The organism is Caballeronia choica, from assembly GCF_001544535.1.
GTDB lineage: Bacteria > Pseudomonadota > Gammaproteobacteria > Burkholderiales > Burkholderiaceae > Caballeronia > Caballeronia choica.
Genome location: NZ_FCON02000064.1, coordinates 1 through 25068, shown reverse-complemented (window position 1 = coordinate 25068; position 25068 = coordinate 1). Strand labels below are relative to the sequence as shown.

At 62.8% G+C, this 25068-nt stretch carries 20 protein-coding genes; 18 read left to right on the top strand and 2 right to left on the bottom strand.

Features of this window, described 5'->3' with window-relative positions:
- The first annotated feature begins 80 nt into the window (after positions 1-80).
- The 14 genes from AWB68_RS24780 (at position 81) to AWB68_RS24715 (ending at position 14449) form a co-directional block, all read left to right on the top strand.
- Entirely contained in the window at positions 81-851 is a 771-nt protein-coding gene (locus AWB68_RS24780) for a ParA family protein (protein ID WP_087646991.1), read from the top strand.
- 48 nt (positions 852-899) lie between these two features.
- Complete coding sequence (locus AWB68_RS24775) at positions 900-1796, top strand: ParB/RepB/Spo0J family partition protein (protein WP_087646990.1); 897 nt, start codon at positions 900-902, stop codon at positions 1794-1796.
- Between the two features lie 5 nt (positions 1797-1801).
- The gene (locus AWB68_RS24770) at positions 1802-2941 is read left to right on the top strand and encodes an SLC13 family permease (protein ID WP_087646989.1); all 1140 of its coding nucleotides are present in this window, start codon (positions 1802-1804) and stop codon (positions 2939-2941) included.
- A 232-nt stretch (positions 2942-3173) separates the two neighbouring features.
- On the top strand, positions 3174-3728 hold the full coding sequence (locus AWB68_RS24765; RefSeq protein WP_087646988.1) for an ATP synthase subunit I: 555 nt from the start codon (positions 3174-3176) through the stop codon (positions 3726-3728).
- 199 nt (positions 3729-3927) lie between these two features.
- Complete coding sequence (gene atpB, locus AWB68_RS24760; RefSeq protein WP_087646987.1) at positions 3928-4779, top strand: F0F1 ATP synthase subunit A; 852 nt, start codon at positions 3928-3930, stop codon at positions 4777-4779.
- A gap of 91 nt (positions 4780-4870) precedes the next feature.
- Complete coding sequence (gene atpE / locus AWB68_RS24755) at positions 4871-5140, top strand: F0F1 ATP synthase subunit C (protein WP_007180033.1); 270 nt, start codon at positions 4871-4873, stop codon at positions 5138-5140.
- Between the two features lie 137 nt (positions 5141-5277).
- The gene (locus AWB68_RS24750) at positions 5278-5748 is read left to right on the top strand and encodes a F0F1 ATP synthase subunit B (RefSeq protein ID WP_087646986.1); all 471 of its coding nucleotides are present in this window, start codon (positions 5278-5280) and stop codon (positions 5746-5748) included.
- 2 nt (positions 5749-5750) lie between these two features.
- Complete coding sequence (locus AWB68_RS24745) at positions 5751-6290, top strand: F0F1 ATP synthase subunit delta (RefSeq protein ID WP_087646985.1); 540 nt, start codon at positions 5751-5753, stop codon at positions 6288-6290.
- Between the two features lie 47 nt (positions 6291-6337).
- A complete protein-coding gene (gene atpA, locus AWB68_RS24740) occupies positions 6338-7879 on the top strand; it encodes a F0F1 ATP synthase subunit alpha (protein ID WP_087646984.1) in 1542 nt (513 codons plus the stop codon).
- A gap of 149 nt (positions 7880-8028) precedes the next feature.
- On the top strand, positions 8029-8919 hold the full coding sequence (gene atpG, locus AWB68_RS24735) for a F0F1 ATP synthase subunit gamma (protein ID WP_087646983.1): 891 nt from the start codon (positions 8029-8031) through the stop codon (positions 8917-8919).
- A gap of 42 nt (positions 8920-8961) precedes the next feature.
- Entirely contained in the window at positions 8962-10356 is a 1395-nt protein-coding gene (gene atpD, locus AWB68_RS24730; RefSeq protein ID WP_087646982.1) for a F0F1 ATP synthase subunit beta, read from the top strand.
- A gap of 88 nt (positions 10357-10444) precedes the next feature.
- Entirely contained in the window at positions 10445-10870 is a 426-nt protein-coding gene (locus AWB68_RS24725) for a F0F1 ATP synthase subunit epsilon (RefSeq protein ID WP_087646981.1), read from the top strand.
- 260 nt (positions 10871-11130) lie between these two features.
- Positions 11131-12870, top strand: a complete 1740-nt coding sequence (locus tag AWB68_RS24720; protein ID WP_087647006.1) for an AMP-binding protein — start codon at positions 11131-11133, stop codon at positions 12868-12870.
- A 631-nt stretch (positions 12871-13501) separates the two neighbouring features.
- Entirely contained in the window at positions 13502-14449 is a 948-nt protein-coding gene (locus tag AWB68_RS24715; RefSeq protein ID WP_087646980.1) for an alpha/beta hydrolase, read from the top strand.
- Positions 14450-14465: 16 nt separating this feature from the next.
- Here the strand turns inward: AWB68_RS24715 and AWB68_RS24710 are convergent, their stop codons facing one another.
- On the bottom strand, positions 14466-15281 hold the full coding sequence (locus AWB68_RS24710; protein WP_087646979.1) for a transporter substrate-binding domain-containing protein: 816 nt from the start codon (positions 15279-15281) through the stop codon (positions 14466-14468).
- A gap of 167 nt (positions 15282-15448) precedes the next feature.
- On the opposite strand from AWB68_RS24710, the gene hemE reads away from it, so the two are divergent.
- Both hemE and AWB68_RS24700 read left to right on the top strand, forming a co-directional pair.
- On the top strand, positions 15449-16543 hold the full coding sequence (gene hemE, locus AWB68_RS24705) for a uroporphyrinogen decarboxylase (protein ID WP_087646978.1): 1095 nt from the start codon (positions 15449-15451) through the stop codon (positions 16541-16543).
- Between the two features lie 454 nt (positions 16544-16997).
- Positions 16998-19241, top strand: coding sequence for a primosomal protein N' (locus AWB68_RS24700; RefSeq protein ID WP_087647005.1), 2244 nt, complete (start codon positions 16998-17000; stop codon positions 19239-19241).
- Positions 19242-19263: 22 nt separating this feature from the next.
- Here AWB68_RS24700 and AWB68_RS48330 read toward each other — a convergent pair whose 3' ends face one another.
- On the bottom strand, positions 19264-19422 hold the full coding sequence (locus AWB68_RS48330; protein WP_160110058.1) for a hypothetical protein: 159 nt from the start codon (positions 19420-19422) through the stop codon (positions 19264-19266).
- 299 nt (positions 19423-19721) lie between these two features.
- Between AWB68_RS48330 and putA the strand changes: the two genes are divergently transcribed.
- Positions 19722-23672 carry a trifunctional transcriptional regulator/proline dehydrogenase/L-glutamate gamma-semialdehyde dehydrogenase gene (putA, locus tag AWB68_RS24695; RefSeq protein ID WP_087646977.1) on the top strand — a complete coding sequence of 1317 codons (3951 nt, stop codon included), beginning with the start codon at positions 19722-19724 and terminating at the stop codon, positions 23670-23672.
- 91 nt (positions 23673-23763) lie between these two features.
- A complete protein-coding gene (locus tag AWB68_RS24690; RefSeq protein WP_087646976.1) occupies positions 23764-24912 on the top strand; it encodes a branched-chain amino acid ABC transporter substrate-binding protein in 1149 nt (382 codons plus the stop codon).
- Positions 24913-25068: the final 156 nt, after the last annotated feature.

Here is a 25068-nt window from a genome sequence, read left to right as displayed (position 1 = left end):
CGCAAAACGTATTGAAGCATTTCACGCACGCCTGAACCAACGCTGATCTTCTGGCAGCGAAGAAACGAGGACACTAAACGATGGCAAAAATCTTCTGCGTCGCGAATCAGAAGGGCGGCGTTGGAAAGACGACGACGGCAGTCAACCTCGCGGCGAGCCTTGCGGCGCTCGATCAGCGGGTTCTGCTGATCGATTTGGATCCGCAGGGCAACGCCACGATGGGGAGCGGAATCGACAAGGCGGCGTGCGAGCACACGATCTATGAAGTGCTGGTGGACGGCGTCACCTTGCGCGACGCGCGCAAGCGCCCGGAAGCCGTCGACTACGACGTCCTCCCGGCAAACCGTGAGTTGGCCGGCGCGGAAGTCGAGCTGGTCGGCGTGGAAAATCGCGAGCATGTGTTGCGCGGGGCGCTGGCAGAAGTCATCGAAGACTACGATTTCGTGCTGATCGACTGTCCGCCGGCGCTGTCGTTGCTGACGTTGAACGGTCTGTGCTCGGCGGACGGCGTGATCATCCCGATGCAATGCGAATACTTCGCACTGGAAGGCCTGTCGGATCTCGTCAACACCATCAAGCAGGTCCATGCAAATCTCAACCGGGACTTGAAGGTGATCGGCCTGCTGCGCGTCATGTTCGATCCGCGCATCACGCTGCAACAACAAGTGTCCGACCAATTGAAGGAACACTTCGGCGGCAAAGTGTTCGACGTGGTGATCCCGCGCAACGTGCGCCTTGCGGAAGCGCCGAGTTACGGTTTGCCGGGTGTCGTTTTCGACAAGTCGTCGCGCGGGGCGCAGGCGTATATCCAGTTCGGCACGGAAATGATGGAGCGCGTGCGCGCGCTCTAACCCAACACACATTCGACGCGGCACGAGACGGCTGCCGGAGGAACCAAGATGAGCGCTGTAATGAAGAAGAAGGGCTTGGGCCGCGGGCTCGATGCGTTGTTGGGCGGGAGCGTCGATATCACGGAAGCCGTGCGCAGCGAAGGCCTGCCGACCGTGCTTGCGCTTTCAAAAATGCAGGCGGGCAAGTATCAGCCGCGCACTCGCATGGACGAAGGCGGCCTTCAGGAACTTGCCGCGAGTATCCGTGCGCAGGGACTGATGCAGCCGATTCTCGTGCGCTCGATCGGTCCCGACCAGTATGAAATCATCGCGGGTGAGCGCCGCTTTCGCGCCGCACGCATCGCGGGGCTCGATGAAGTGCCGGTCCTGGTGAAAAACGTGCCGGATCAGGCAGCCGCCGCGATGGCACTGATCGAAAACATCCAGCGCGAGGATCTGAACCCGCTAGAAGAAGCACAGGGCATCCAGCGTCTCCTCGACGAGTTCAATTTCACCCACGAGCAGGCCGCCGAATCGGTGGGACGCTCGCGTAGTGCGGTGTCCAACCTGCTGCGCCTCTTGAATCTCGCGACGCCCGTCCAGACCATGCTGCTCGCCGGCGATCTCGACATGGGACACGCGCGCGCGCTGCTCGCAGTCGATGCCGCGACTCAAATTCAACTGGCCAACCAGGTCGTGAACAAGCGGATGTCGGTACGCGAGACCGAAAAGCTGGTCACGTCGACGACGACGGAAGTGCCTGCGACAAAAGCGCGCGCAGCGAACGACGGCGGACGTGACACGCGCAGGCTGGAGGAAGAACTGTCGGACCTGTTGTCGGCGAACGTCAAGATCAAACTCGGCGGACGAGGGCGGGGCAAGGTGACCATCGATTTCGGTGACCTCGATTCGCTCGAAGGTATTCTTGGCCGCCTGCGCGGCAGTGTCGACACAACGCGCGTCTAAGCGCTTTGTCGAGCACCAAGGTAACGCGACTCACCGCGACGAGTGCACTCGCGCGCATATGGGCGCTCGTCAGCAAGGAGCCGGTGCTCGCGATCCTCGTGGTCGCGCTGCTGGGTCTGCAACTTCTGCATCCGCGCCCGTGGGCTTCACTGCCGGCGCTCATCGATTGGCAAACGGTTCTGACGCTCGCGGGCCTTCTGATGGTGACGAAGGCCGTCGAATTGTCAGGATTCCTGATGTGGATGGCGCATCGGGTCGTACACCGCATTCATAGCGAGCGGGCGCTCGCTTTCCTGCTGATCGGTTTGGCGGCGGGACTCTCGACGCTCCTCACCAATGATGTCGCGCTGTTTGCCGTTGTACCGCTCGCGCTGTCGCTGCACAAGCTCGCGCCGCTTCCGATCAAGCGGCTCGTGATCTTCATCGCGCTGGCGGTCAACGCCGGATCGATCCTCACACCGCTTGGGAATCCTCAGAATCTGTTCCTGTGGCAAACGAGCGGCGTGTCCTTCGGCGCGTTCGTCTGGGCGCTCGCGCCGCTCTGCGCGGCGTTGATGGCGATGTTGTACGCGCTGACAGCGCTGATGTTTCGCGCCGAGCCACTCGATCTTTCCGGCGACGTCGAGGAACATCGCGTTGATCGCACACTGTGTATCGTCGCGGCGCTGGCGTTCATTGCTTTTGTCGCGCTTGCTGACGCGCATCACGCCGCACCGGGCCTGGGCGCACTGGCGCTCGGGTTCATCGTGTGGCGACGGCAAGTCGTGCTGAAAATCGACTGGTTGCTGCTGCTCATCTTCGTGCTGATGTTCATCGTGCTGCGGAGCGCCGCGGCGTTGCCGTGGGTCCACGATACGATCGCCCGTATTGGCCTTGGCACGCCGCTGCGAGCATACGGCGCGGGCGCGGTGCTTTCCCAGGGCATCAGTAACGTTCCTGCGGCGATCATGCTCGCGGAGTTCTCCAAGGACTGGCGCGCGCTCGCGTTCGGCGTGAGTGTCGGCGGCTTTGGCATCGCGATCGGATCGCTGGCTAATTTGATTGCCGTGCGGCTCGCCGGCGAGAAAAACATGTGGACGCCATTTCACATTGTGTCGATCCCGTTCTGGATCGTGGCAACGCTGATCGGCGCAATGCTGGTGTAATCGAAAGGCCATCGGCAGCCCTTCACGAACTCGTCGAAAACGCAAGAAACATCTCAATTTACGACCTCAATTTTGGGCCGTGTCTGGTTGTTTTTTGACGCACCTAAACTATTGAATCTGTGACAACAATCGCTTACAATCCCCCGGATTTATCAGCTTGGCGACCCCGAAAGCGCGACGTAAGCGCGCGGGTGATGGACGGTGATAACCGGCACTTTGGGCAGATAGCGTGATGACGGTGCGAGAGCAGAATCGAGCGCCGCAAGGCGAACCAGACGGGCGCCGCTCGCACTCCCAGGTCAACACGCCGGACGCATCCGGCCATGAACCGCACGGTCGATTCGACGATTCGTGGGACGCAGAAGCACAAGATAAGAATATCGTTCCGCTCACGCGGGCTCAGGCGGAAACGCTGTTTGGTCCCGAAGTGAGTCGTCCATCGCGTGTCACGCCGTACAAGGTCGTGGCGGCGCAAATGGTTTTGTCCCTGGGTGCGACGCTGGTCTGGTGGCTGTTCTACAGTCCACCGCGTGATGCCGCGCTGTCCGCCTTTCTGGGAGGAGCGATCTGCTGGGTGCCGAGCGCATTGTTCGCGGCACGCCTGAAAGCGAAGAGCGGCGCCGAGACCATCATGAGCTGGATGATCGGCGAGGCGCTGAAGATGGGTGCGACGGTTGCTATGTTCGTCGCGATCGCGTACTGGTACAAGGGTGCGCTGTGGGTGCCGCTGCTGGTCACCTATCTGATTGCGCTGAAGACGTACTGGATCGCGATGGTGTGGCGCTGACCCCTGCTGACGCTGTGTCGACGCAGTGGTCACATGAGCGCGCTGGCTGTAGAGCAGACAGTATCAAAGCAAATACATACGTGCGGATTCCATGTCCTGCACGCGGGCCCGTGCCCTGCGAGTCGCAAAGCTAACGCGGCGGCTCGAGGAATCAGCGGGCGGCGGAAAGATTTTTGACAATTTGGGTGGCTTTAACGATATGGCAGCTAGCGAAGGAACGCGCGCTCTGGATCCGTCCGAGTACATTGCGCACCACTTGCAGAATCTCTCCACTCACGCGCAGACGTCGATCTTCGACATCCACGTGTGGAATCTCGATACGCTGTTCTGGTCGATCGTCTGCGGCCTGGCCACGATCCTGATCCTCGGCATTGCCGCCCGCAAGGCGACGTCCGGTGTTCCGGGCCGCTTCCAGGGCGCAATCGAGATGCTGGTCGAGATGGTCGAGGATCAATCGAAGTCGATGATTCACGGCAACCGCCGTTTCATCGCCCCGCTCGCGCTGACCGTATTCGTCTGGGTCTTCCTGATGAATTCGCTCGACTTCATCCCCGTCGACCTGCCGGGCCGCGTGATCGGCTGGCTCGGTCTGTCGGAAGCCATTCCTCATCATCGCATCGTGCCGACGGCCGACCTGAACGGCACGCTCGGCATCGCGCTCGGCGTCTTCGCGCTGATGATCTTCTACAACGTCAAGATCAAGGGCGCGGGCGGCTTTGCACACGAGCTGCTGTCCGCTCCGTTCGGCGCGCATCCGCTCCTCTGGATCCCGAACCTTGCACTGAACATCATCGAGTTCGTCGCCAAGACGGTTTCGCTCGGCATGCGGCTGTTCGGCAACATGTACGCCGGCGAACTGTTGTTCCTGCTGATCGCGTTGCTCGGCAGCATGTGGACTTTCGGCGCGGATGCCTCTGTACTTGGCTTTCTCGGCCATGTGGTCGCGGGTACGGTCTGGGCGATCTTCCACATTCTGATCGTTCTGCTGCAAGCGTTCATTTTCATGATGCTGACGCTGGTGTACATCGGCCAGGCACATGACACCCATTAATGCGCTTTAAGTAGTTCCAGAATCGTTTCAGGTTTCACGTTTTCGTCTTTTATAAATCCAGTTCCAAAGTCTTTAATTCAAAGGAGTGATCATGCAAGCTTTCATCGCCAACATCCAGGGTCTGACCGCCATCGGTATCGGCATCATCATCGGCCTGGGTGCAATCGGCGCCTGTATCGGTATTGGTCTGATGGGCGGCAAGTACATTGAAGCGTGCGCCCGTCAGCCGGAACTGATGAACCCGCTGCAAACCAAGATGTTCCTCTTGGCTGGTCTGATCGACGCGGCGTTCCTGATTGGCGTTGGTGTGGCAATGCTGTTTGCGTTCGCGAACCCGCTGCTCTCGAAGCTCGCAGGCTGAGGTTCCTCGGAAGTGTGCGTCTGAACAACCATCGTGACGACGCAGGACGGAACGAGCGAGGGCGCTTAATCGATGTTCCAGTCGATGAGCGCCTTACCGTTTCACTCTCCCGAAAAAGCAACGTTTAAGGAAACACCGTGAATCTCAACGCAACCCTGTTTGCGCAAATGGTCGTGTTTCTGATCCTCGCGTGGTTCACGATGAAGTTCGTGTGGCCGCCGTTGATCAACGCCCTCGACGAACGCGCAAAAAAGATCGCCGACGGACTGGCAGCCGCCGAAAAGGGCAAGTCGGAACTCGAAGCCGCGCACAAGCGCGTCGACCAGGAGCTCGCACAAGCCCGCACCGACGGCCAGCAACGTGTTGCCGACGCTGAAAAGCGCGCGGTCGCTGTCGCCGACGAAATCAAGGCTAACGCACAAGCCGAAGCTGCGCGCATCATTGCGCAAGCGAAGGCCGACGCGGACCAGCAAGTCGTGAAGGCCCGCGAAGCACTGCGCGCCGAAGTCGCTGCTCTGGCTGTGAAGGGCGCCGAGCAAATCCTGAAGCGCGAAGTCGACCAGAAGGCGCACTCCGATCTGCTGAATCAACTCAAAACCGAGCTCTGATCATGGCCGAACTTGCAACCATCGCCCGTCCTTACGCAGAAGCGCTGTTCCGCGTGGCCGAAGCCGGTGATCTCGGGGCCTGGTCCAACTTCGTCGAGGAGCTGGCTCAGGTTGCGCGTCTGCCCGAACTGCTGTCGGTCGCCACGAGCCCGAAGGTGAGCCGCGAACAAGTCAGCGATCTGCTGCTCATCGCGGTGAAGTCGCCGCTCAAGGACGACGCCCAGGCGAAGAACTTCGTGCACATGCTGGTCGATAACCATCGCCTGCCGCTGATGCCCGAAATCGCCACGCAGTTCGACGTGCTGAAAAACGCTCGCGAAGGCGCGGCCGACGCGCTGATCGTCAGCGCGTTTCCGCTCGAAGGCGAACAGTTGAACGACCTCGTCGCAAGTCTCGAACGCAAGTTCCAGCGCAAGCTGAAAGCCACCGTCGAAATCGACCCGTCGCTGATCGGCGGCGTGCGCGTGACGGTCGGCGACGAAGTGCTCGATACCTCGGTCCGCGCGCGCCTCGCCAGCATGCAGACGGCTCTGACCGCCTGACGCGCTAGAAGCTGGCACGCAACAGAATTGACTATCAGGAGCGAATAATGCAACTCAATCCCTCTGAGATCAGCGAGCTGATCAAGAGCCGGATCCAGGGCCTTGAAGCGAGCGCGGACGTTCGCAACCAGGGCACCGTGATCTCCGTGACCGACGGTATCGTGCGTATTCACGGCCTGTCGGACGTGATGCAGGGCGAAATGCTCGAATTCCCGGGCAACACGTTCGGCCTCGCGCTGAACCTCGAGCGCGATTCGGTCGGCGCCGTGATTCTGGGTGAGTACGAACACATTTCGGAAGGCGACATCGTCAAGACGACGGGCCGCATTCTCGAAGTGCCGGTGGGCCCCGAACTGCTCGGCCGCGTGGTCGATGCGCTCGGCAACCCGATTGACGGCAAGGGCCCGATCAACGCAAAGATGACCGACGCAGTCGAAAAGATTGCGCCGGGCGTGATCTGGCGCAAGTCGGTTTCCGAGCCGGTCCAGACCGGCCTGAAGTCGATCGACGCGATGGTGCCGATCGGCCGTGGCCAGCGCGAGCTGATCATCGGCGACCGCCAGTGCGGCAAGACCGCCGTCGCGATCGACACGATCATCAACCAGAAGGGCAAGAACCTCTTCTGTATTTACGTCGCTATCGGCCAGAAGGCTTCGTCGATCGTGAACGTGGTGCGCAAGCTCGAAGAAACCGGCGCGTTGGAATACACGATCGTCGTCGCGGCTTCGGCTTCCGAATCGGCTGCGATGCAATACCTCTCGCCGTACGCCGGCTGCTCGATGGGCGAATACTTCCGCGATCGCGGGCAAGATGCGCTGATCGTGTTCGACGACTTGACCAAGCAAGCCTGGGCGTATCGTCAGATTTCGCTGCTGCTGCGCCGTCCGCCGGGTCGTGAAGCGTATCCGGGCGACGTGTTCTATCTCCACTCGCGTCTGCTGGAACGTGCGGCTCGCGTGTCGGAAGACTACGTCGAGAAGTTCACCAATGGTGAAGTGAAGGGCAAGAGTGGTTCGCTGACGGCATTGCCGGTCATCGAAACGCAAGCCGGCGACGTGACCGCGTTCGTTCCGACGAACGTGATCTCGATTACCGACGGCCAGATCTTCCTTGAAACCGACCTGTTCAACGCCGGTATCCGCCCCGCCATCAACGCGGGCGTGTCGGTGTCGCGCGTCGGTGGTGCGGCGCAGACGAAGGTCGTGAAGAAGCTGTCGGGCGGTATTCGTACCGACTTGGCGCAGTATCGTGAACTGGCCGCATTCGCGCAGTTCGCATCGGACCTCGACGAAGCCACCCGCAAGCAGCTCGAGCGCGGCCGCCGCGTGACGGAACTGCTCAAGCAGCCGCAATATCAGCCGCTGCAGGTGTGGGAACTGGCTGTGGCGCTGTTCGCGGCGAACAACGGTTATCTCGACGACCTCGAAGTCAACCAGGTGCTGCCGTTCGAAAAGGGCCTGCGCGAATACCTGAAGTCGAGCCACGCCGACATGGTCAAGCGCATCGAAGACAACAAAGACTTGTCGAAGGACGACGAAGGCGCCTTGCATGCCGCGCTGAAGGACTTCAAGAAGTCGGGCGCTTACTGATCTCAAGATTGATCGGGACTTTGGAGCGGCGCGGGCCGCTTCGAGCCTCAGGGCACGCAGGCAAGAAGCACCCCGCGCCACTTCGATAGCTTTGCATGGGCTCCGAGTAACCGCTAAAGCGCCAACTCGGACCGACAAAGGAGTAAGCAATGGCTGGAATGAAGGAAATTCGCGGCAAGATCAAGAGCGTTCAGAACACGCGCAAGATCACGAAAGCGATGGAGATGGTCGCCGCGTCGAAGATGCGCCGCGCGCAGGAACGCATGCGCGCCGCGCGTCCGTACGCGGACAAGGTTCGCGACATCGCGGCGCACATGAGCGCAGCCACGCCCGAGTACCGCCATCCGTTCATGGTGAAGAACGACGGCGCGAAAGTGGCCGGCATCATCCTCGTCACGACCGACAAGGGTCTGTGCGGCGGCATGAACACGAACATCCTGCGTGCATCGGTTCTGAAGTTCAAGGAACTGGAGCAGCAAGGCACGACGATCGAAGCATCGGCGATCGGCGGCAAGGGTCTCGGCTTCCTGAATCGTCTGCGCGCGAAGGTCGTGTCGGAAGTCACGCATCTCGGCGACACGCCGCATCTGGAAAAGCTGATCGGCGCGGTGAAGGTGCAGCTCGACCTGTATTCGGAAGGCAAGATCAACGCGGTGTACCTGGCGTACACGCGCTTCGTCAACACGATGAAGCAGGAAGCGGTGATCGAGCAGTTGCTGCCGCTGACAGCGGAAGACTTCAAGGATCGCGCCGACGAAGCAGGTTCCGTCACGCCGAAGACCTCATGGGATTACATCTACGAACCGGATGCGCAGACCGTCGTCGATGAACTGCTCGTGCGTTATGTGGAAGCGCTCGTCTACCAGGCGGTCGCGGAGAACATGGCATCGGAGCAATCGGCCCGGATGGTCGCGATGAAGGCTGCGTCGGACAATGCGAAGACCGTGATCGGCGAATTGCAGCTCGTCTACAACAAGAGCCGGCAGGCCGCGATTACGAAGGAACTCTCGGAAATCGTCAGCGGCGCCGCTGCGGTCTGATGACCGCGTGAGCTGAATCAAACAGTATCTAAAGGAAATGCGATGAGTACTACTGCTTTGGTAGAAGGCAAGATCGTACAGTGCATCGGCGCGGTGATCGACGTGGAATTCCCGCGCTCGGCTATGCCGGGCATCTACGATGCACTCGTTCTGGAAGGCTCGGAACTGACGCTGGAAGTCCAGCAACAGCTGGGCGACGGCGTGGTCCGCACGATTTGCCTGGGTGCTTCGGACGGGCTGCGTCGCGGCACGATCGTGAAGAACACGGGCAAGCCGATCAGCGTGCCGGTCGGCAAGCCGACGCTCGGCCGGATCATGGACGTGCTCGGCCGTCCGATCGACGAAGCCGGTCCGATCAACTCGGATGTGACGCGCGGCATTCACCAGAAGGCGCCGAAGTTCGACGAGCTGTCGCCGTCGACGGAACTGCTCGAAACCGGCATCAAGGTTATCGACCTGATCTGCCCGTTTGCAAAGGGCGGCAAGGTGGGTCTCTTCGGTGGCGCCGGCGTCGGCAAGACCGTGAACATGATGGAACTGATCAACAACATCGCGAAGGAACACGGCGGTTACTCCGTGTTCGCCGGTGTTGGCGAGCGTACCCGCGAAGGGAACGACTTCTATCACGAAATGAAGGACTCGAACGTTCTCGACAAGGTCGCGCTCGTGTACGGCCAGATGAACGAGCCGCCGGGTAACCGTCTGCGCGTGGCGCTGACCGGCCTTACGATGGCCGAGCACTTCCGCGACGAAGGCCTCGACGTGCTGTTCTTCGTCGACAACATCTACCGTTTCACGCTGGCGGGCACGGAAGTGTCGGCACTGCTCGGCCGTATGCCGTCGGCAGTGGGCTATCAGCCGACGCTGGCTGAAGAAATGGGCAAGCTGCAAGAGCGCATCACGTCGACCAAGACCGGCTCGATCACGTCGGTGCAGGCCGTGTACGTTCCTGCCGATGACTTGACCGACCCGTCGCCGGCTACGACCTTCGGCCACCTGGACGCAACCGTCGTGCTGTCGCGTGACATCGCTTCGCTGGGCATTTACCCAGCCGTGGACCCGCTCGATTCGACCTCGCGTCAGATCGACCCGCACGTGATCGGCGAAGAGCATTACAACATCACGCGCGGCGTGCAGCAGACGCTGCAGCGCTACAAGGAATTGCGCGACATCATCGCGATTCTGGGCATGGACGAACTGTCGCCGGAAGACAAGCTGTCGGTGGCGCGCGCTCGCCGCATCCAGCGTTTCCTGTCGCAGCCGTTCCACGTCGCTGAAGTGTTCACGGGCTCGCCGGGCAAGTACGTGCCGCTGAAGGAAACGATCCGCGGCTTCAAGATGATCGTCGAAGGCGAGTGCGATCATCTGCCGGAGCAGGCGTTCTACATGGTCGGCACGATCGACGAAGCCTTCGAAAAGGCCAAGAAGATTCAGTAACGGTCGGGTGTAATGAAACGGACGCTGGCGCGTGCCGGCGTCCTCGAACTACGCTCACCCAGCCTTGCATGGGACGACAGGAGTCGATATGGCAACCATCAAAGTAGACGTCGTCAGCGCGGAAGAGCAGATCTTCTCGGGCCAGGCGAAGTTCGTCGCGCTGCCAGGCGAAGCGGGTGAACTCGGCATTCTGCCGGGCCACACGCCGCTCATCACGCGCATTCGTCCGGGCGCGGTGCGCATCGAGACGGAAGACGGCTCGGAAGAGTTCGTGTTCGTCGCAGGCGGGATTCTTGAAATCCAGCCGGGCGTCGTGACCGTGCTCGCCGATACGGCGATCCGCGGCGCGGATCTCGACGAAGCGAAAGCCGAGCAAGCGAAGAAGCGTGCAGAAGAGGCGCTGCAAAACACGGATTCGAACCTCGAATACGCCACCGCGCAAGCGGAACTGGCTTATGCGACGGCTCAAATCGCGGCGATCCAGCGTTTGCGGAAGCTTCGCGCGCAGCACTGACTGTCGGCGTCAACGGCATAAATAAGAAAGCAGCCTCCGGGCTGCTTTTTTATTTGGGCATTCGAAACACCCGCGCAAATCTGCGTAACCGATATGCGGCCCGTCGCGATGCGCGCCCGAAGCCCTGATTTAATGCGCGTCGGGCTTCAAGCATCTAAAGCCGTTGCGGGTAACACCAATGCCGCCGCTTACTCTTACCGTGCAGAATAGGCTTCCAAATCGCCTGCAATCCGGGCGGAAATTCCATGGCGGAGACATCGATGGCAATTCAACCGACGCAAGCCGGCGCTCAAATCGAACCACGCGACGGTATTTCCTACGTCCGCGGCTCGACCGACATTCCCTTGAGCGACGCCACCATCTCGCGCTTTTTTCTCGGCACGGTCGCCCAGTTTCCGGACCGTCCCGCGGTCACGTTTCGCGAGCAGAATGTCCGCTGGACGTGGCGAGAGTTCGCCGATGAAGTCGACGTTCTCGCGAGCGGGCTGCTCGCGCTGGGTGTGGAGGCCGGCGATCGCGTCGGCATCTGGTCGCCGAACCGGTCCGAATGGTTGCTGACGCAGTTCGCCACCGCGCGGATCGGCGCTGTGCTCGTCAACATCAATCCGGCTTATCGGCTGGCCGAACTCGAATATGCGTTGAACAAGGTCGGCTGCAAGGCGCTGATCGCGGCGGAGCAGTTCAAGACCTCGAAATATCTGGAGATGCTGCAGACGCTCGCGCCCGAACTTGCGGATGCCGAGCCGAACGCACTCCACGCAGCGCGGCTCCCGGAGCTGCGCACGCTGATCCGCATGGGCGACGCGAAAACGCCCGGCATGCTCAACTTCGGCGATGTCATGGCGCGCGGTCGCGAGCAATTGGACACAGGGGACACGGCAAAACTCGACGCGCTCGAAGCCACGCTCGACGCTCGCGACGCGATCAACATTCAGTTCACGAGCGGCACGACCGGCAATCCGAAAGGCGCGACCCTCACGCATCACAACGTCGTGAACAACGCGCGCTACATCGCGATGGCGATGCGCCTGAGCGAGAACGACTCGCTTTGCATCCCGGTGCCGCTCTATCACTGCTTCGGCATGGTGCTGGCGGTGCTCGCGTGCGTCTCGACGGGCTGCGCGATGGTCTTCCCCGGCGAAGCCTTCGATCCCGCCGCGACGCTCGCCGCTGTCCACGAAGAGCGCTGCACGGCGCTGCACGGCGTGCCGACGATGTTCATCGCCGAACTCGACCACCCCGACTTCGCGAAGTACGATCTGAGCCGGTTGCGCACGGGCATCATGGCCGGCTCGCCGTGCCCGATCGAGACGATGAAGCGCGTCGTGTCGACGATGAATCTGCGGGAAATCACGATCGCCTACGGGATGACGGAAACCAGCCCGGTGTCGTTCCAGAGCGCGACCACGGACCCGCTCGACAAGCGCACCACGACGGTCGGCCGCATTCAACCGCATCTCGAAGTGAAGGTCATCGATCCGCTCGGCGAGGTGGTGCCGGTCGGCGAGACGGGCGAATTGTGTACGCGCGGCTACTCCGTGATGAAGGGCTACTGGGACGATGAGGAAAAGACCCGCGAGTCGATCGTCGACGGCTGGATGCATACCGGCGACCTCGCAACCATCGACGCCGAAGGGCATTGCAACATTGTCGGCCGCCTGAAGGACATGCTGATTCGCGGCGGCGAGAACGTCTATCCGCGCGAAATCGAGGAATTCCTGTTCCGGCATCCGAAGGTGCAGTCGGTGCAGGTGTTCGGCGTACCCGACCAGAAGTACGGCGAGGAAGTGTGCGCGTGGATCGTGCTGCGGCCGGGCGAGCAGGCTTCTGCCGAGGAAATCCGCGAATTCTGCCAGGGGCAGATCGCGCATTACAAAATCCCCCGCTATATCCGTTTCGTCGACGAATTGCCGATGACGGTTACCGGCAAGGCGCAGAAGTTCGTCATGCGCGCGCGGATGATCGAGGAATTGAAGGTGTCGGAAGCGAAAACGGCGTGAATTGAGTGCCGCGACACGGGACGACACGGGAGAACGCAGCAGGTTCTCCCGTTTGTTTCTATCGAAGAAACGATTATGCGATCTGTTTCTCAGATCGCGCAAACGTTTGTCCGGGCGAAAAAAAAGCGGGCCTGGAGCCCGCTAAAAACCACACGCTACGGGGTTAGCGCGAGGAGACCAAAGGTGGGAACAACTTCGATACGCGTGCGCACCGAAGAACGACCCCAGCAAAGATGTCCCAGATAAGGGTTTCGGCTAGTGCCGACTATCAGGCGCGTGGTATCTGCTTACACACCGCACCCAACACATCCGTGTTGAAACCGTTTGAACAGATTGTGGGCGAATTGATCCCGAGTCGCCGTAACAAAGTGTTTCAGGTTGTAACGAGCGTCGCTTGGGGTAAGCGAGAAATTTCCGAGCGGCTTTTATCGTATTTTTGAAGATAAATTGTTTGGCACGCGGTGTTTATTATCGACCGATTGGGACTAATCCGCCGATCGCTGCTTTAACGCCTAGTGAAAATACTCTAGATTTTCGGGAAAATAGAACGCCTGTTCCCAATGAAATCGAAAAGCATTTTGCGAGGGAAGGGAATAAATCGACCACGGCGCAAAATTTTCCGGAGATAAAAGTGACCATCGACGCAGACCTTCTGAGCTATTACCGCGCATCAGCGGAGGCGTTTCCACCCCTTCCCGCCGACGCCGACGCACAGGCCGTCCGTCAGCGTTTCCACGATATGGCGCAAGCGTTTGCACGGCCGCGCGGGTCGGACGTGATCGTCACGGAGACGACGGCACCGCTAAAAGGGCGCGAACTCGGCGCGCGGATTTATCGTCCGGTGGCATCGAAAGGAACGAACGGGGCGCTGCCCTTGCTCGTGTACTTCCACGGCGGCGGATGGGTCGTCGGCGATCTCGACACGCATGACGCACTCGCCGAGCGTCTTGCCATCGATGCGAATTGTGCCGTCGCGAGCGTCGACTACCGGCTTGCGCCCGAGCATCCGTTTCCGGCGCCGTGCGAAGACGCGCTCGATGCGCTGCTGTGGTTCGCCGAGCATCGGTCGCGGCTGGGCTTCGCGACGGGCCGGCTCGCAGTCGGCGGCGACAGCGCGGGCGCGCATCTCGCGGCGGTCGCCGCGCGCGGCGCCAATGAACGCGTTGCGGGTCTCGTCAGCGCGCAACTGCTGCTCTATCCGGTGATGCGCCGGCAGTTCGAAAGCGCGAGCTGTATCGCCAACGCGGCCGGCCCCGGCCTGACGAACGACGAAATGAAGTGGTACTGGAGCCATTTCCTCTCGGGCGCCGGACCCGCAGCCGACGACATCCGCGCGTTTCCGCTCGCCGAACCGTATGAGCGGACGCCGTCGCCCGCGCTGATCGTCGCGGCCGCGCACGATCCGCTCTACGACGACGCCTTCGAACTCGCGCGCTTTCTGGAAAGCAACGGCGGCCGCGTCGAACTGATCGACGCGCACGACATGACCCACGGCTTTGGCCGGATCCAGGCGCACTCGCCGGCGGCAGCCGCGTGGATGAAGCGCGCGGCGGTGCGCGTCGGCGAAATGCTGCGCTAGCCCGGCACGGCGAACCTCACTTCAGCCACTTGTCGACGACCGCCTGGAACTCGCCGGTCGATCGCGCCAGGTGCAACCATTGGTCGACGTATTGCTGGAACGTCACGTCGCCGCGCGGCACGAGATACGCCTTTTCGCCGAACTGGAACGGCCTGTCCGGGTGCACCGAGCACAGGCCCGGATTGAGCTTCTGCTGGAGCAGCGTTTCGGAGGCGTCGGTGACCATCACGTCGGCATGGCCGTCGAGAATCTGCTTGAAGATCGTCACGTTGTCCGGGTATTCGATCAGTTGCGCGTGCGTGAAGTATTGCTTCGCGAAGCGCTCGTTGGTGCCGCCCGGGTTCACGATCGTCCGCACGTTCGGCTGGTCGATCTGCGCGACGGTCTGATACTTGTCGACGTCGTCGCAGCGCACGATCGGCGTCTTGCCGTCGACCATGTACGGCTCCGTGAAGAACGCGCGCTTCTGGCGATCCAGCGTGGTCGACACACCGCCGACCGCGACGTCGCACTTCGCGACGAAGTCGTTCATCAGGTTCGACCACGACGTTTTCACGTATTCCGCCTTCACGCCGAGCGATTTGGCGAGACTGCCGGCGAGATCGATGTCGATGCCTTCGAATTGTCCGTCCGGCTTGAGGAAGCTGTACGGCTTGTAATCGCCCGTCGTGCAGACGCGCAGCGTATGGCGCGCGAGCACCTCGTCGAGGCGCGACGGCGTCGGAGCAGCGGCCGCGCCCGAAACGGTGCCGGCCTGAACCGTCTGCGCCTGAGCGCCGTTGGCCGAGGAAATTGCCGCGATCGCGGCGAGACTGGCGATAAGGGTTCTCATGAATTTTCTTGTTCGATGGGTACGGCCGTCGATCATAGCGAGCCTCGCCGCATTTGAACAATGCACGCGTTCCCGAAGGCACGTGCGCCCGGTTCTCGCGCTGCGTCGCGCGTAAAAAGCCGATGCCGCTCCGGTAGAATGATCCTTTGCCTTCAGCACCGAGCGACGTGGCCCATACCCTTCTCAACGACACCTTCCTGCGCGCGCTCCTGCGTCAGCCCACCGACTACACGCCGATCTGGCTGATGCGTCAGGCGGGCCGATACCTGCCCGAGTACAACGCCACGCGCACTCGCGCGGGAAGCTTCCTGGGCCTCGCGAAGAATCCCGATTACGCGACCGAAGTCACGCTGCAACCGCTCGAGCGCTTTCCGCTCGACGCCGCCATCCTGTTTTCCGACATCCTGACCATCCCCGACGCGATGGGGCTCGGCCTGAATTTCGTGCAGGGTGAAGGTCCGCGTTTCGAGCGCACGGTGCGTACCGAAGCGGACGTCGCGCGGCTGGCGGTGCCGGACATCGACGCGACGCTGCGCTATGTCACCGACGCCGTCACGCAGATCCGCCGCGCGCTCACCGACGGCGAAGGTCGTCAGAAAGTGCCGCTGATCGGTTTTTCCGGCAGTCCGTGGACGCTCGCGTGCTACATGGTCGAAGGCGGCGGCTCGGACGATCATCGCACGGTCAAGTCGATGGCTTACTCGCGGCCGGACCTGATGCACCGCATTCTCGACATCAACGCGCAAGCGGTGATCGCATATCTGAACGCGCAGATCGAAGCGGGCGCGCAAGCGGTGATGATTTTCGACACCTGGGGCGGCGCGCTCGCCGACGGCGCCTACCAGCGTTTCTCGCTCGACTACATCGCGAAGGTAGTCGCCGGGCTGAAGCGCGAGCACGACGGCGCTCGCGTACCCGTCATCACGTTCACGAAGGGCGGCGGATTGTGGCTGGAACAGATCGCGTCGATCGGTGTCGACGCGGTCGGCCTCGACTGGACCGTCAACCTCGGTGCGGCGCGGGCGAAAGTCGGGGATCGCGTGGCCTTGCAGGGCAATATCGACCCGAGCGTGCTGTTTGCGCCGCCATCGGCGATCCGGATGGAAGCGCGCGCCGTGCTCGACAGCTACGGCAACTTCCCCGGGCATGTTTTCAACCTCGGCCACGGCATCTCGCAGTTCACGCAACCGGAGCACGTCGCCGAACTGGTCGACGAAGTGCATCGGCATAGCCGCGCGATCCGCGCGAAGGGCAACGCATAAGCCGCTTGCGTGCTGCGACGCAGCACAACTGGCCGGCGCGACGGTTTGGACGTAGCCGTCCGAGCGCGCCTCGAACGCCCACCGCTCAGCTATTCCGGGATTGTCAAGGCTTGACTTATGCACATTTTTTACGTTGCGGCGCGCCATCAGACGTATGGCGAAAAAGTCCCAATAAAGGCCGGCTATGTGTCGGCCAAGTGCTTGAATTAAAACAAAAATTTAGCCATGTACCCGAAATGTGGGCGAGCGTGCGAAGAGACCGGGCGTGCCTCTTTTTCGAACTGTCAACTAGAGTTCTCAACAAAGTTATCCACAGGCCTGTGGAAAGCCGCGAAATCTCAAAAATAATCCTGAACTTAGCGCCGATTGTGATGATTCACTTTAAGTGCGCCGCGGAAAGCCTTGTGCTGTCGTCGAGGTGCCGTGCTGCTGGTCGATGCGGGCGGCGCAGCGGATGAATGCAGTTTTTGTCCGTGTGGCACTCGATCATCCGCTGCCGACGCTCTTCGACTATCGATACGAACTCGCGCCCGTCCCGGCGCCGGGGTTACTCGTGCGCGTGCCGTTCGGACGCCGCGACGTGGTGGGCCTGATCTGCGAAGTCACATCGCAAAGCGATGTCCCGGCCGACAAACTGCGCGCAGTCGCTGCAATCTGCGATTCGTGTGCACCGCTTTCTGACGAATGGCGCGCGCTCGCCGCATTTGCAGCAGAGTATTACCAGCGGGGGTTGGGCGAAGTCGCGCTGCCCGCGCTGCCGCAGGCACTGCGCGATCCGTCACGCTGGGCGCGGCTGTTCGCGCCCGAGGAACGATACCGGTTGCTGCCGGCGGGACGCGCCGCGCTGCCCGATGCGCTTCCGGCACGCGCGAGCGCGCTGCGCCGGCTCGCCGATGCACTCGCGGCGCAACCGGCGCTCGCCGCCGCCGAGGCCCGCGCGCTGCATCCGAAGGCGAGCGCGACGCTCGATGAATGGCGGTCGCTGGGCTGGGTCGCGCTTGAAACGGGTCCCGAGACGCCGGATCTGGCGCAACCGCCGGCACTGACCGACGACGCGTTGCTCCCCCATCTCACGCCGGAGCAGCAGCAAGCCGTCGATTCGATCACCGCCGCGCGGGATTTCGCGCCGTTCCTGCTTCACGGCGTGACGGGTAGCGGCAAGACCGAGGTCTATCTGCACGCGCTCGCCGGTTTGCTCAACGCGCGGCCGGATGCCCAGGCGCTCGTGCTGGTGCCGGAAATCAACCTGACGCCGCAATTCGAGGCCGCGTTCCGCACGCGCTTTGCCGCGCTTCCCGAAAACGCGATCGTCACGATGCACAGCGGACTCGCGGAAGGCGAACGCGTGCGCAACTGGCTCGCCGCGCATACCGGCCGCGCGCGGATCGTGCTCGGTACGCGGCTCGCGATCCTGGCGTCGTTGCCGAAGCTGGCGCTGATCGTCGTCGACGAGGAGCACGATCCCGCTTACAAGCAGCAGGAAGGGCTGCGCTATTCCGCCCGCGATCTCGCGATCTACCGGGCGAAGCAACTTGCCATTCCGGTCGTGCTCGGCTCGGCGACGCCGTCGCTCGAAAGCTGGTGGCAGGCCGACCAGGGCCGCTACACGCGCTTGACGCTGTCGCGCCGCGCCGTCGCCGACGCGGTGCTGCCGAGCGTCAAGCTCATCGACCTCGAAGAGGAGCGCAGGCGGGGCCGGGCATCGATCGAAGGCTTGTCGGGGCCGCTCGTCACGGCGCTGAAAGCGCGCCTCGAACGGAGCGAGCAGAGCCTCGTATTCCTGAACCGGCGTGGCTACGCGCCGATCCTGTCGTGCGATGCCTGCGGCTGGGTCGCTGGCTGTCCGCGTTGCAGCGCGTATGTCGTGCTGCACAAGCCCGAGCGGACCTTGCGTTGTCACCATTGCGGCTGGGAATCGCGGATTCCGAAGTCGTGTCCGGATTGCGGCAACGTCGACATCGCGCCGATGGGACGCGGCACGCAGCGCGTCGAGGAGACCCTCGCGAGCGCGGTGCCCGGTGCGCGCGTGCTGCGCATCGATGCCGACAGCACGCGCCGCAAAGGCAGCGCGCAGGCGTTGTTTTCGGACGTCCACGCGGGCGAGGTGGATATTCTGGTCGGCACGCAGATGATCGCGAAAGGGCACGATTTCCAGCGCGTGACGCTGGTCGGCGTGCTGAACGCCGATACCGCGCTCTTTTCCCACGATTTCCGGGCGAGCGAACGGCTTTTCGCGCAGTTGATGCAGGTGAGCGGCCGGGCCGGACGCTCCGGCTTGCCCGGCGAAGTGATGATCCAGACGCGTTATCCGCGCCACGCGCTGTATCACGCGCTCGCGCGGCACGACTACGTCGGCTTCGCCAATTCGACGCTGGCGGAACGGCGCGACGCGCAGTTGCCGCCGTTCGTCTATCAGGCGCTGTTGCGAGCGGAAGGGCGCACGCTGGAGGCGGCGCTGGCGTTCTTGCAGCAGGCGGCGGCCGCACTCGCGCCGCTGCCGGGCGCGGATCGGGTCACGGTCTATGACGCCGTGCCGCTCACCGTCGTCAAGGTGTTCAACGTGCACCGTGCGCAGTTGCTGCTGGAATGCGCGTCGCGCGCGGCCCTGCAGACGGCCCTTCGCGCGTGGCAACCGGCGCTGCGCAGCCTGAAGGGCGTGTTGCGCTGGGCCGTCGAAGTCGATCCGCTGGATATCTGAAGCGCGCGGCGCGTCTCATCGATCAGACGTTCTCGCGCGTCGCTTCATCGGCCGGTGCGTGCGACGGCTCATGCGCGTCGTCCTTGCTGCGGTCGATGTGGGGCTTCGCACCGCGAATGAACAGCACGGCGCAAACCGCACACATCGCCCAGATGCAGCCGACAACCATCCACGTGCTCATATCCGTTTCTCCCCGAAACCGCTGTTTTCTCGCGCTTGCCGACCCGGCGCGCATGGCAGTTATATCGGCGGGAAAACCGGTTTTGATTAGGGCAATGCCCAGAATATCGAGACTAGGGAAAATACTAGGCGAACGACGCCATCTCCGGTCACTGCCCGTATCCGTCAAAGCCTTGCGGGATAAGGGCCCCAAAGAGGTGCAACCATCTTGAAAAGTAGGTTGCACCTTTTTTTGCGACGGAGTACGATTCGCCAACTTTTTAGTCATCGGCCGATTCCCCGCGGCCAAACGAAGGAAATATGGCGAGCACTACTCTTGGTGTCAAAGTCGACGATCTGCTGCGCTCCCGGCTGAAAGATGCCGCGACGCGTCTGGAGCGCACTCCCCACTGGCTCATCAAGCAGGCGATCTTCGCGTATCTGGAGCGTATCGAGCACGGCCAGTTGCCGCCCGAGCTGTCGGGCGCGAACGGGACGGCGGAGCTGGGCGAAGTGCCACCCGTCGAAAGCGACGAAGACGGCGCCGCGCATCCATTCCTCGATTTCGCGCAGAACGTGCAGCCGCAATCGGTGCTGCGCGCGGCGATCACCGCCGCCTACCGGCGTCCCGAGCCGGAGTGCGTGCCGTTTCTCGTCGGCCAGGCGCGCCTGCCCGCGAGCATCGCCACCGAAGCGCAAGCGCTGGCGACGACGCTCGTCGAATCGTTGCGCGCGAAGCACACGGGCGGCGGCGTCGAAGGGCTGATCCACGAGTTCTCGCTCTCCAGCCAGGAAGGCGTCGCGCTGATGTGCCTCGCCGAAGCGCTGTTGCGCATCCCCGATCGCGCAACCCGCGACGCGCTCATCCGCGACAAGATCAGCAAGGGCGACTGGCGCTCGCACATGGGCCAGGCGCCGTCGCTGTTCGTGAACGCCGCGACCTGGGGCCTGATGATCACCGGCAAGCTCGTGACGACGAACAGCGAGACGGGGCTGTCGTCGGCGTTGACGCGTTTGATCGGACGCGGCGGCGAGCCGCTAATCAGGAAGGGCGTCGACATGGCGATGCGCCTGATGGGCGAGCAGTTCGTCACCGGCGAGACGATTTCCGAAGCGCTGGCGAACAGCCGCAAGTTCGAGGCGCGCGGCTTCCGCTATTCCTACGACATGCTCGGCGAAGCGGCGACGACCGAAGAAGACGCGCAGCGCTACTACGCGTCGTACGAGCAGGCGATCCACGCGATCGGCAAGGCGGCGGCCGGGCGCGGCATCTACGAAGGCCCGGGCATCTCGATCAAGCTTTCGGCGCTGCATCCGCGTTATTCGCGCTCGCAGCAGGAACGCGCGATGACGGAACTGCTGCCGCGCGTGCGTTCGCTCGCGCAGCTTGCACGCCGCTACGACATCGGCCTGAACATCGACGCGGAAGAAGCGGACCGTCTGGAAATCTCGCTCGACCTGCTCGAAGCGCTTTGCTTCGACCCCGAACTCGCGGGCTGGAACGGCATCGGCTTCGTGGTGCAGGCTTATCAAAAGCGCTGCCCGTTCGTGATCGACTATCTCATCGATCTCGCGCGCCGCAGCCGCCATCGTTTGATGATCCGGCTCGTGAAGGGCGCCTACTGGGATTCGGAGATCAAGCGCGCGCAAGTCGATGGCCTCGAAGGCTATCCGGTCTACACGCGCAAGATCTACACGGACATTTCCTACGTCGCCTGCGCGAAGAAACTGCTCGGCGCGCCGGATGCCGTCTATCCGCAATTCGCGACGCACAACGCGTACACGCTCTCGGCGATCTATCACCTCGCGGGCCAGAACTACTATCCCGGCCAGTACGAGTTCCAGTGCCTGCACGGCATGGGCGAGCCGCTCTACGAGGAAGTCACCGGGCGCGACAAGCTGAACCGGCCGTGTCGCGTGTATGCGCCGGTCGGCACGCATGAGACGCTGCTCGCGTATCTCGTGCGGCGCTTGCTCGAAAACGGCGCGAACACGTCGTTCGTCAACCGTATCGCCGACGAAACCATTCCCGTCAGCGAACTGGTGCAGGACCCGATCGACGAAGCCTCGAAGCTCACGCCGCTCGGCGCGCCACACGCGAAGATCCCGTTGCCGCGCCAGTTGTACGGCAACGAACGTCTCAATTCGATGGGCTTCGACCTGTCGAACGAGCATCGGCTGGCGTCGCTGTCGTCGGCGTTGCTCGCGAGCGCGAACAATCCGTGGCGCGCGGTCCCGATGCTCGAAGGCGACGGGTCGGCTGAGCTCGCCGGCAACGGCGCGCCGCGCGACGTCCGCAATCCGGCCGATCTGCGCGACGTGGTCGGCACGGTGGTCGAGGCATCGCCGGAACAGGTGAGCGCCGCGATCGCGCACGCCGTTGCCGCAGCGCCAATCTGGCAGGCGACGCCCGTCGGCGATCGCGCCGACTGCCTCGCCCGCGCCGCCGACCTGCTCGAAGCGCAGATGCATACGCTGATGGGCCTCGTCGTGCGTGAAGCGGGCAAGTCGCTGGCGAACGCGGTGTCGGAGATCCGCGAAGCGATCGATTTCCTGCGCTACTACTCGGCGCAGATTCGCGGCGAATTCTCGAACGACACGCATCGTCCGCTGGGTCCGGTGGTGTGCATCAGCCCGTGGAATTTCCCACTGGCGATCTTCATGGGCCAGGTTGCCGCAGCGCTCGCCGCCGGTAATCCGGTGCTCGCGAAGCCGGCCGAGCAGACGCCGCTGATCGCGGCGCAAGCCGTGCGCATCCTGCGTGAAGCCGGCGTGCCGTCGGGCGCGGTGCAATTGCTGCCGGGCAACGGCGAGACGGTCGGCGCGGCGCTGGTCGCCGATCCGCGCACGCGCGCCGTGATGTTCACCGGTTCGACCGAAGTCGCACGCCTGATCAACAAGACGCTCTCCGAGCGCCTCGACCCGGACGGCCGGCCGATTCCGCTGATCGCCGAAACGGGCGGGCAAAACGCGATGATCGTCGATTCGTCGGCGCTGGCTGAACAAGTGGTTGCGGACGTCATGCAGTCGTCGTTCGATTCGGCCGGTCAACGGTGTTCCGCGTTGCGCGTTCTCTGTCTGCAGGACGATGTCGCCGACCGCACGCTCGAAATGCTGACCGGCGCGATGAAGCAGCTCACGGTGGGCAATCCCGATCGCCTGTCGACGGACGTCGGCCCGGTGATCGACGCCGACGCCAGGCGCGGCATCGATGCGCACGTCGCGTCGATGCGCGAGAAGGGCCGCAAGGTCGTGCAATTGCCGCTGCCGGAAGGCTGCACGCAAGGCACGTTCGTGCCGCCGACGCTGATCGAACTCGATTCCATCGACGAACTGAAGCGCGAAGTGTTTGGTCCGGTGCTGCATGTGGTGCGCTATCGTCGCGCGTCGCTTGATAAACTCCTCGACCAGATCAGGACGACGGGTTACGGGCTCACGCTCGGCATCCATACGCGTATCGATGAAACCATCGCGCACGTGATTTCCCGCGCTCACGTCGGCAACATCTACGTGAACCGGAACGTGATCGGCGCGGTGGTCGGCGTGCAGCCGTTCGGCGGCGAAGGCTTGTCGGGCACGGGACCGAAGGCGGGCGGCGCGCTCTATTTGCAGCGCCTGCTGGCGAAACGTCCGACCGGCCTGCCGAAGTCGCTCGCGAGTGCGCTGGTGGTCGATCAGGCCGAATCGAAGGACCAGCCGGCGGCCGCGTTGACCGCATTGCGCGACTGGTCGATCGCTGAGCGTGATCCGCAGACGGCGGCGCGTTGCGACGGCTATCTGCAGCACGTGCTCGCAGGCGCGACCGCTGTGTTGCCCGGCCCGACCGGCGAGCGCAACACGTACACGCTTGGCGCACGCGGCGCGGTGCTGTGCGTGGCATCGACGGCGAGCGGCGCGCGCGCGCAATTCGCGGCGGTGCTCGCCACCGGCAACACGGCGCTGTTTTCCGGCGCGGCGGGCGAGCAACTAGTAGCGTCGCTGCCGGCATCGCTCAAGGCGCATGCGAGCGCACGCAAGACCGGCGATGCAACGGCCACGTTCGATGCCGTGCTGTTCGAAGGCGACAGCGACGAACTGCTGTCGCTGGTGAAGGAAGTCGCGAAACGCCCGGGGCCGATCGTATCGGTGCAGGGCGTAGCGGCGGGCACGTTCGCCGACGGCAGTCACGACGGCAGCGAAGACTACGCGCTCGAACGGCTGCTGACGGAACGCTCGGTGAGCGTCAACACGGCGGCGGCGGGCGGCAATGCGAATTTGATGACGATCGGTTGAGCAACCCTCGAGCGCTCGATTCAAGCAAACGGCAGCGGGCACGGCGACCCCGGCACAGGCTGCCATCCACACTGGTACTAGAGGAGAAGCTATGACGTACACGATGAACAAGCTGGCGGCGGCGATGGCGGTTGCCGGCCTGTCGCTCGCGGGGACCGCAGTTGCGCAGCAGGTAGAAGACGTGAAGGTGGGTTTCGCCGCGCCGATGACGGGCGCGCAGGCCCACTACGGCAAGGACTTCGAGAACGGCATCACGCTCGCCGTCGAAGACTTCAACGCGACGAAGCCGGTGATCGGCGGCAAGCCGGTTCGCATCGTGCTGAACGCAGCCGACGACCAGGCCGACCCGCGCACGGGTACGACCGTCGCGCAAAAGCTGGTGGACGACGGCATCAAGGGCATGCTCGGCCACTTCAACTCGGGCACGACGATTCCCGCCTCGCGCATCTACGCGAACGCCGGCATCCCCGAGATCGCGATGGCAACGGCGCCTGAGTACACGACGCAAGGCTACAAGACCACGTTCCGCATGATGACGTCGGACACGCAGCAAGGTTCGGTCGCGGGCGAGTTCGCGGTGAAGAACCTGAAGGTCAAGAAGATCGCGATCGTCGATGACCGCACGGCCTACGGCCAGGGTCTCGCCGACCAGTTCGAAAAGGCGGCGAAGGCGTCAGGCGGCACGATCGTCGATCGTGAATACACGAACGACAAGGCCGTCGACTTCAAGGCGATTCTGACCAAGATCAAGTCGTCGAATCCGGACCTCGTGTACTACGGCGGCGCCGATTCGCAAGCCGCTCCGATGGTCCGCCAGATGAAGACGCTCGGCCTCCGCGCGCCGTTGATGGCGGGCGAAATGGTCAAGACCGACACGTTCGTGAAGATCGCCGGCGACGCAGCCGACGGCACCGTCGCATCGCTCGCGGGCCTGCCGATGGACCAGATGCCGGGCGGCGCGGACTACGCGGCGAAGTACAAGAAGCGCTTCAACGAAGACGTGCAGACGTACTCGCCGTACGCCTACGACGGCGCAATGGCGATGTTCAATGCGATGAAGAAGGCGAACTCGACCGATCCGGCCAAGTACCTGCCGTTCCTCGCGAAGACCGACATGCCGGGCGTGACGACGTCGAAGCTGGCGTACGACCAGAAGGGCGACCTGAAGAACGGCGGCATCACGCTGTACAAGGTCGTCGGCGGCAAGTGGACGACGCTGCAAAGCGTAGGCGGCAAGTAAGCGGTTTTGCTTTCCGTTTTACGTTCGATCGCTTGAAAGAAAAGGCCCCGTTTTTACGGGTAATGCCGTTCAGTTAAGTACTGGACGGCATTTTAATTTTGGTGCGGGAAGTGGTTGTAAACGTTGCGCCGAGCTGTTAACTTTTCGGAGCGATGC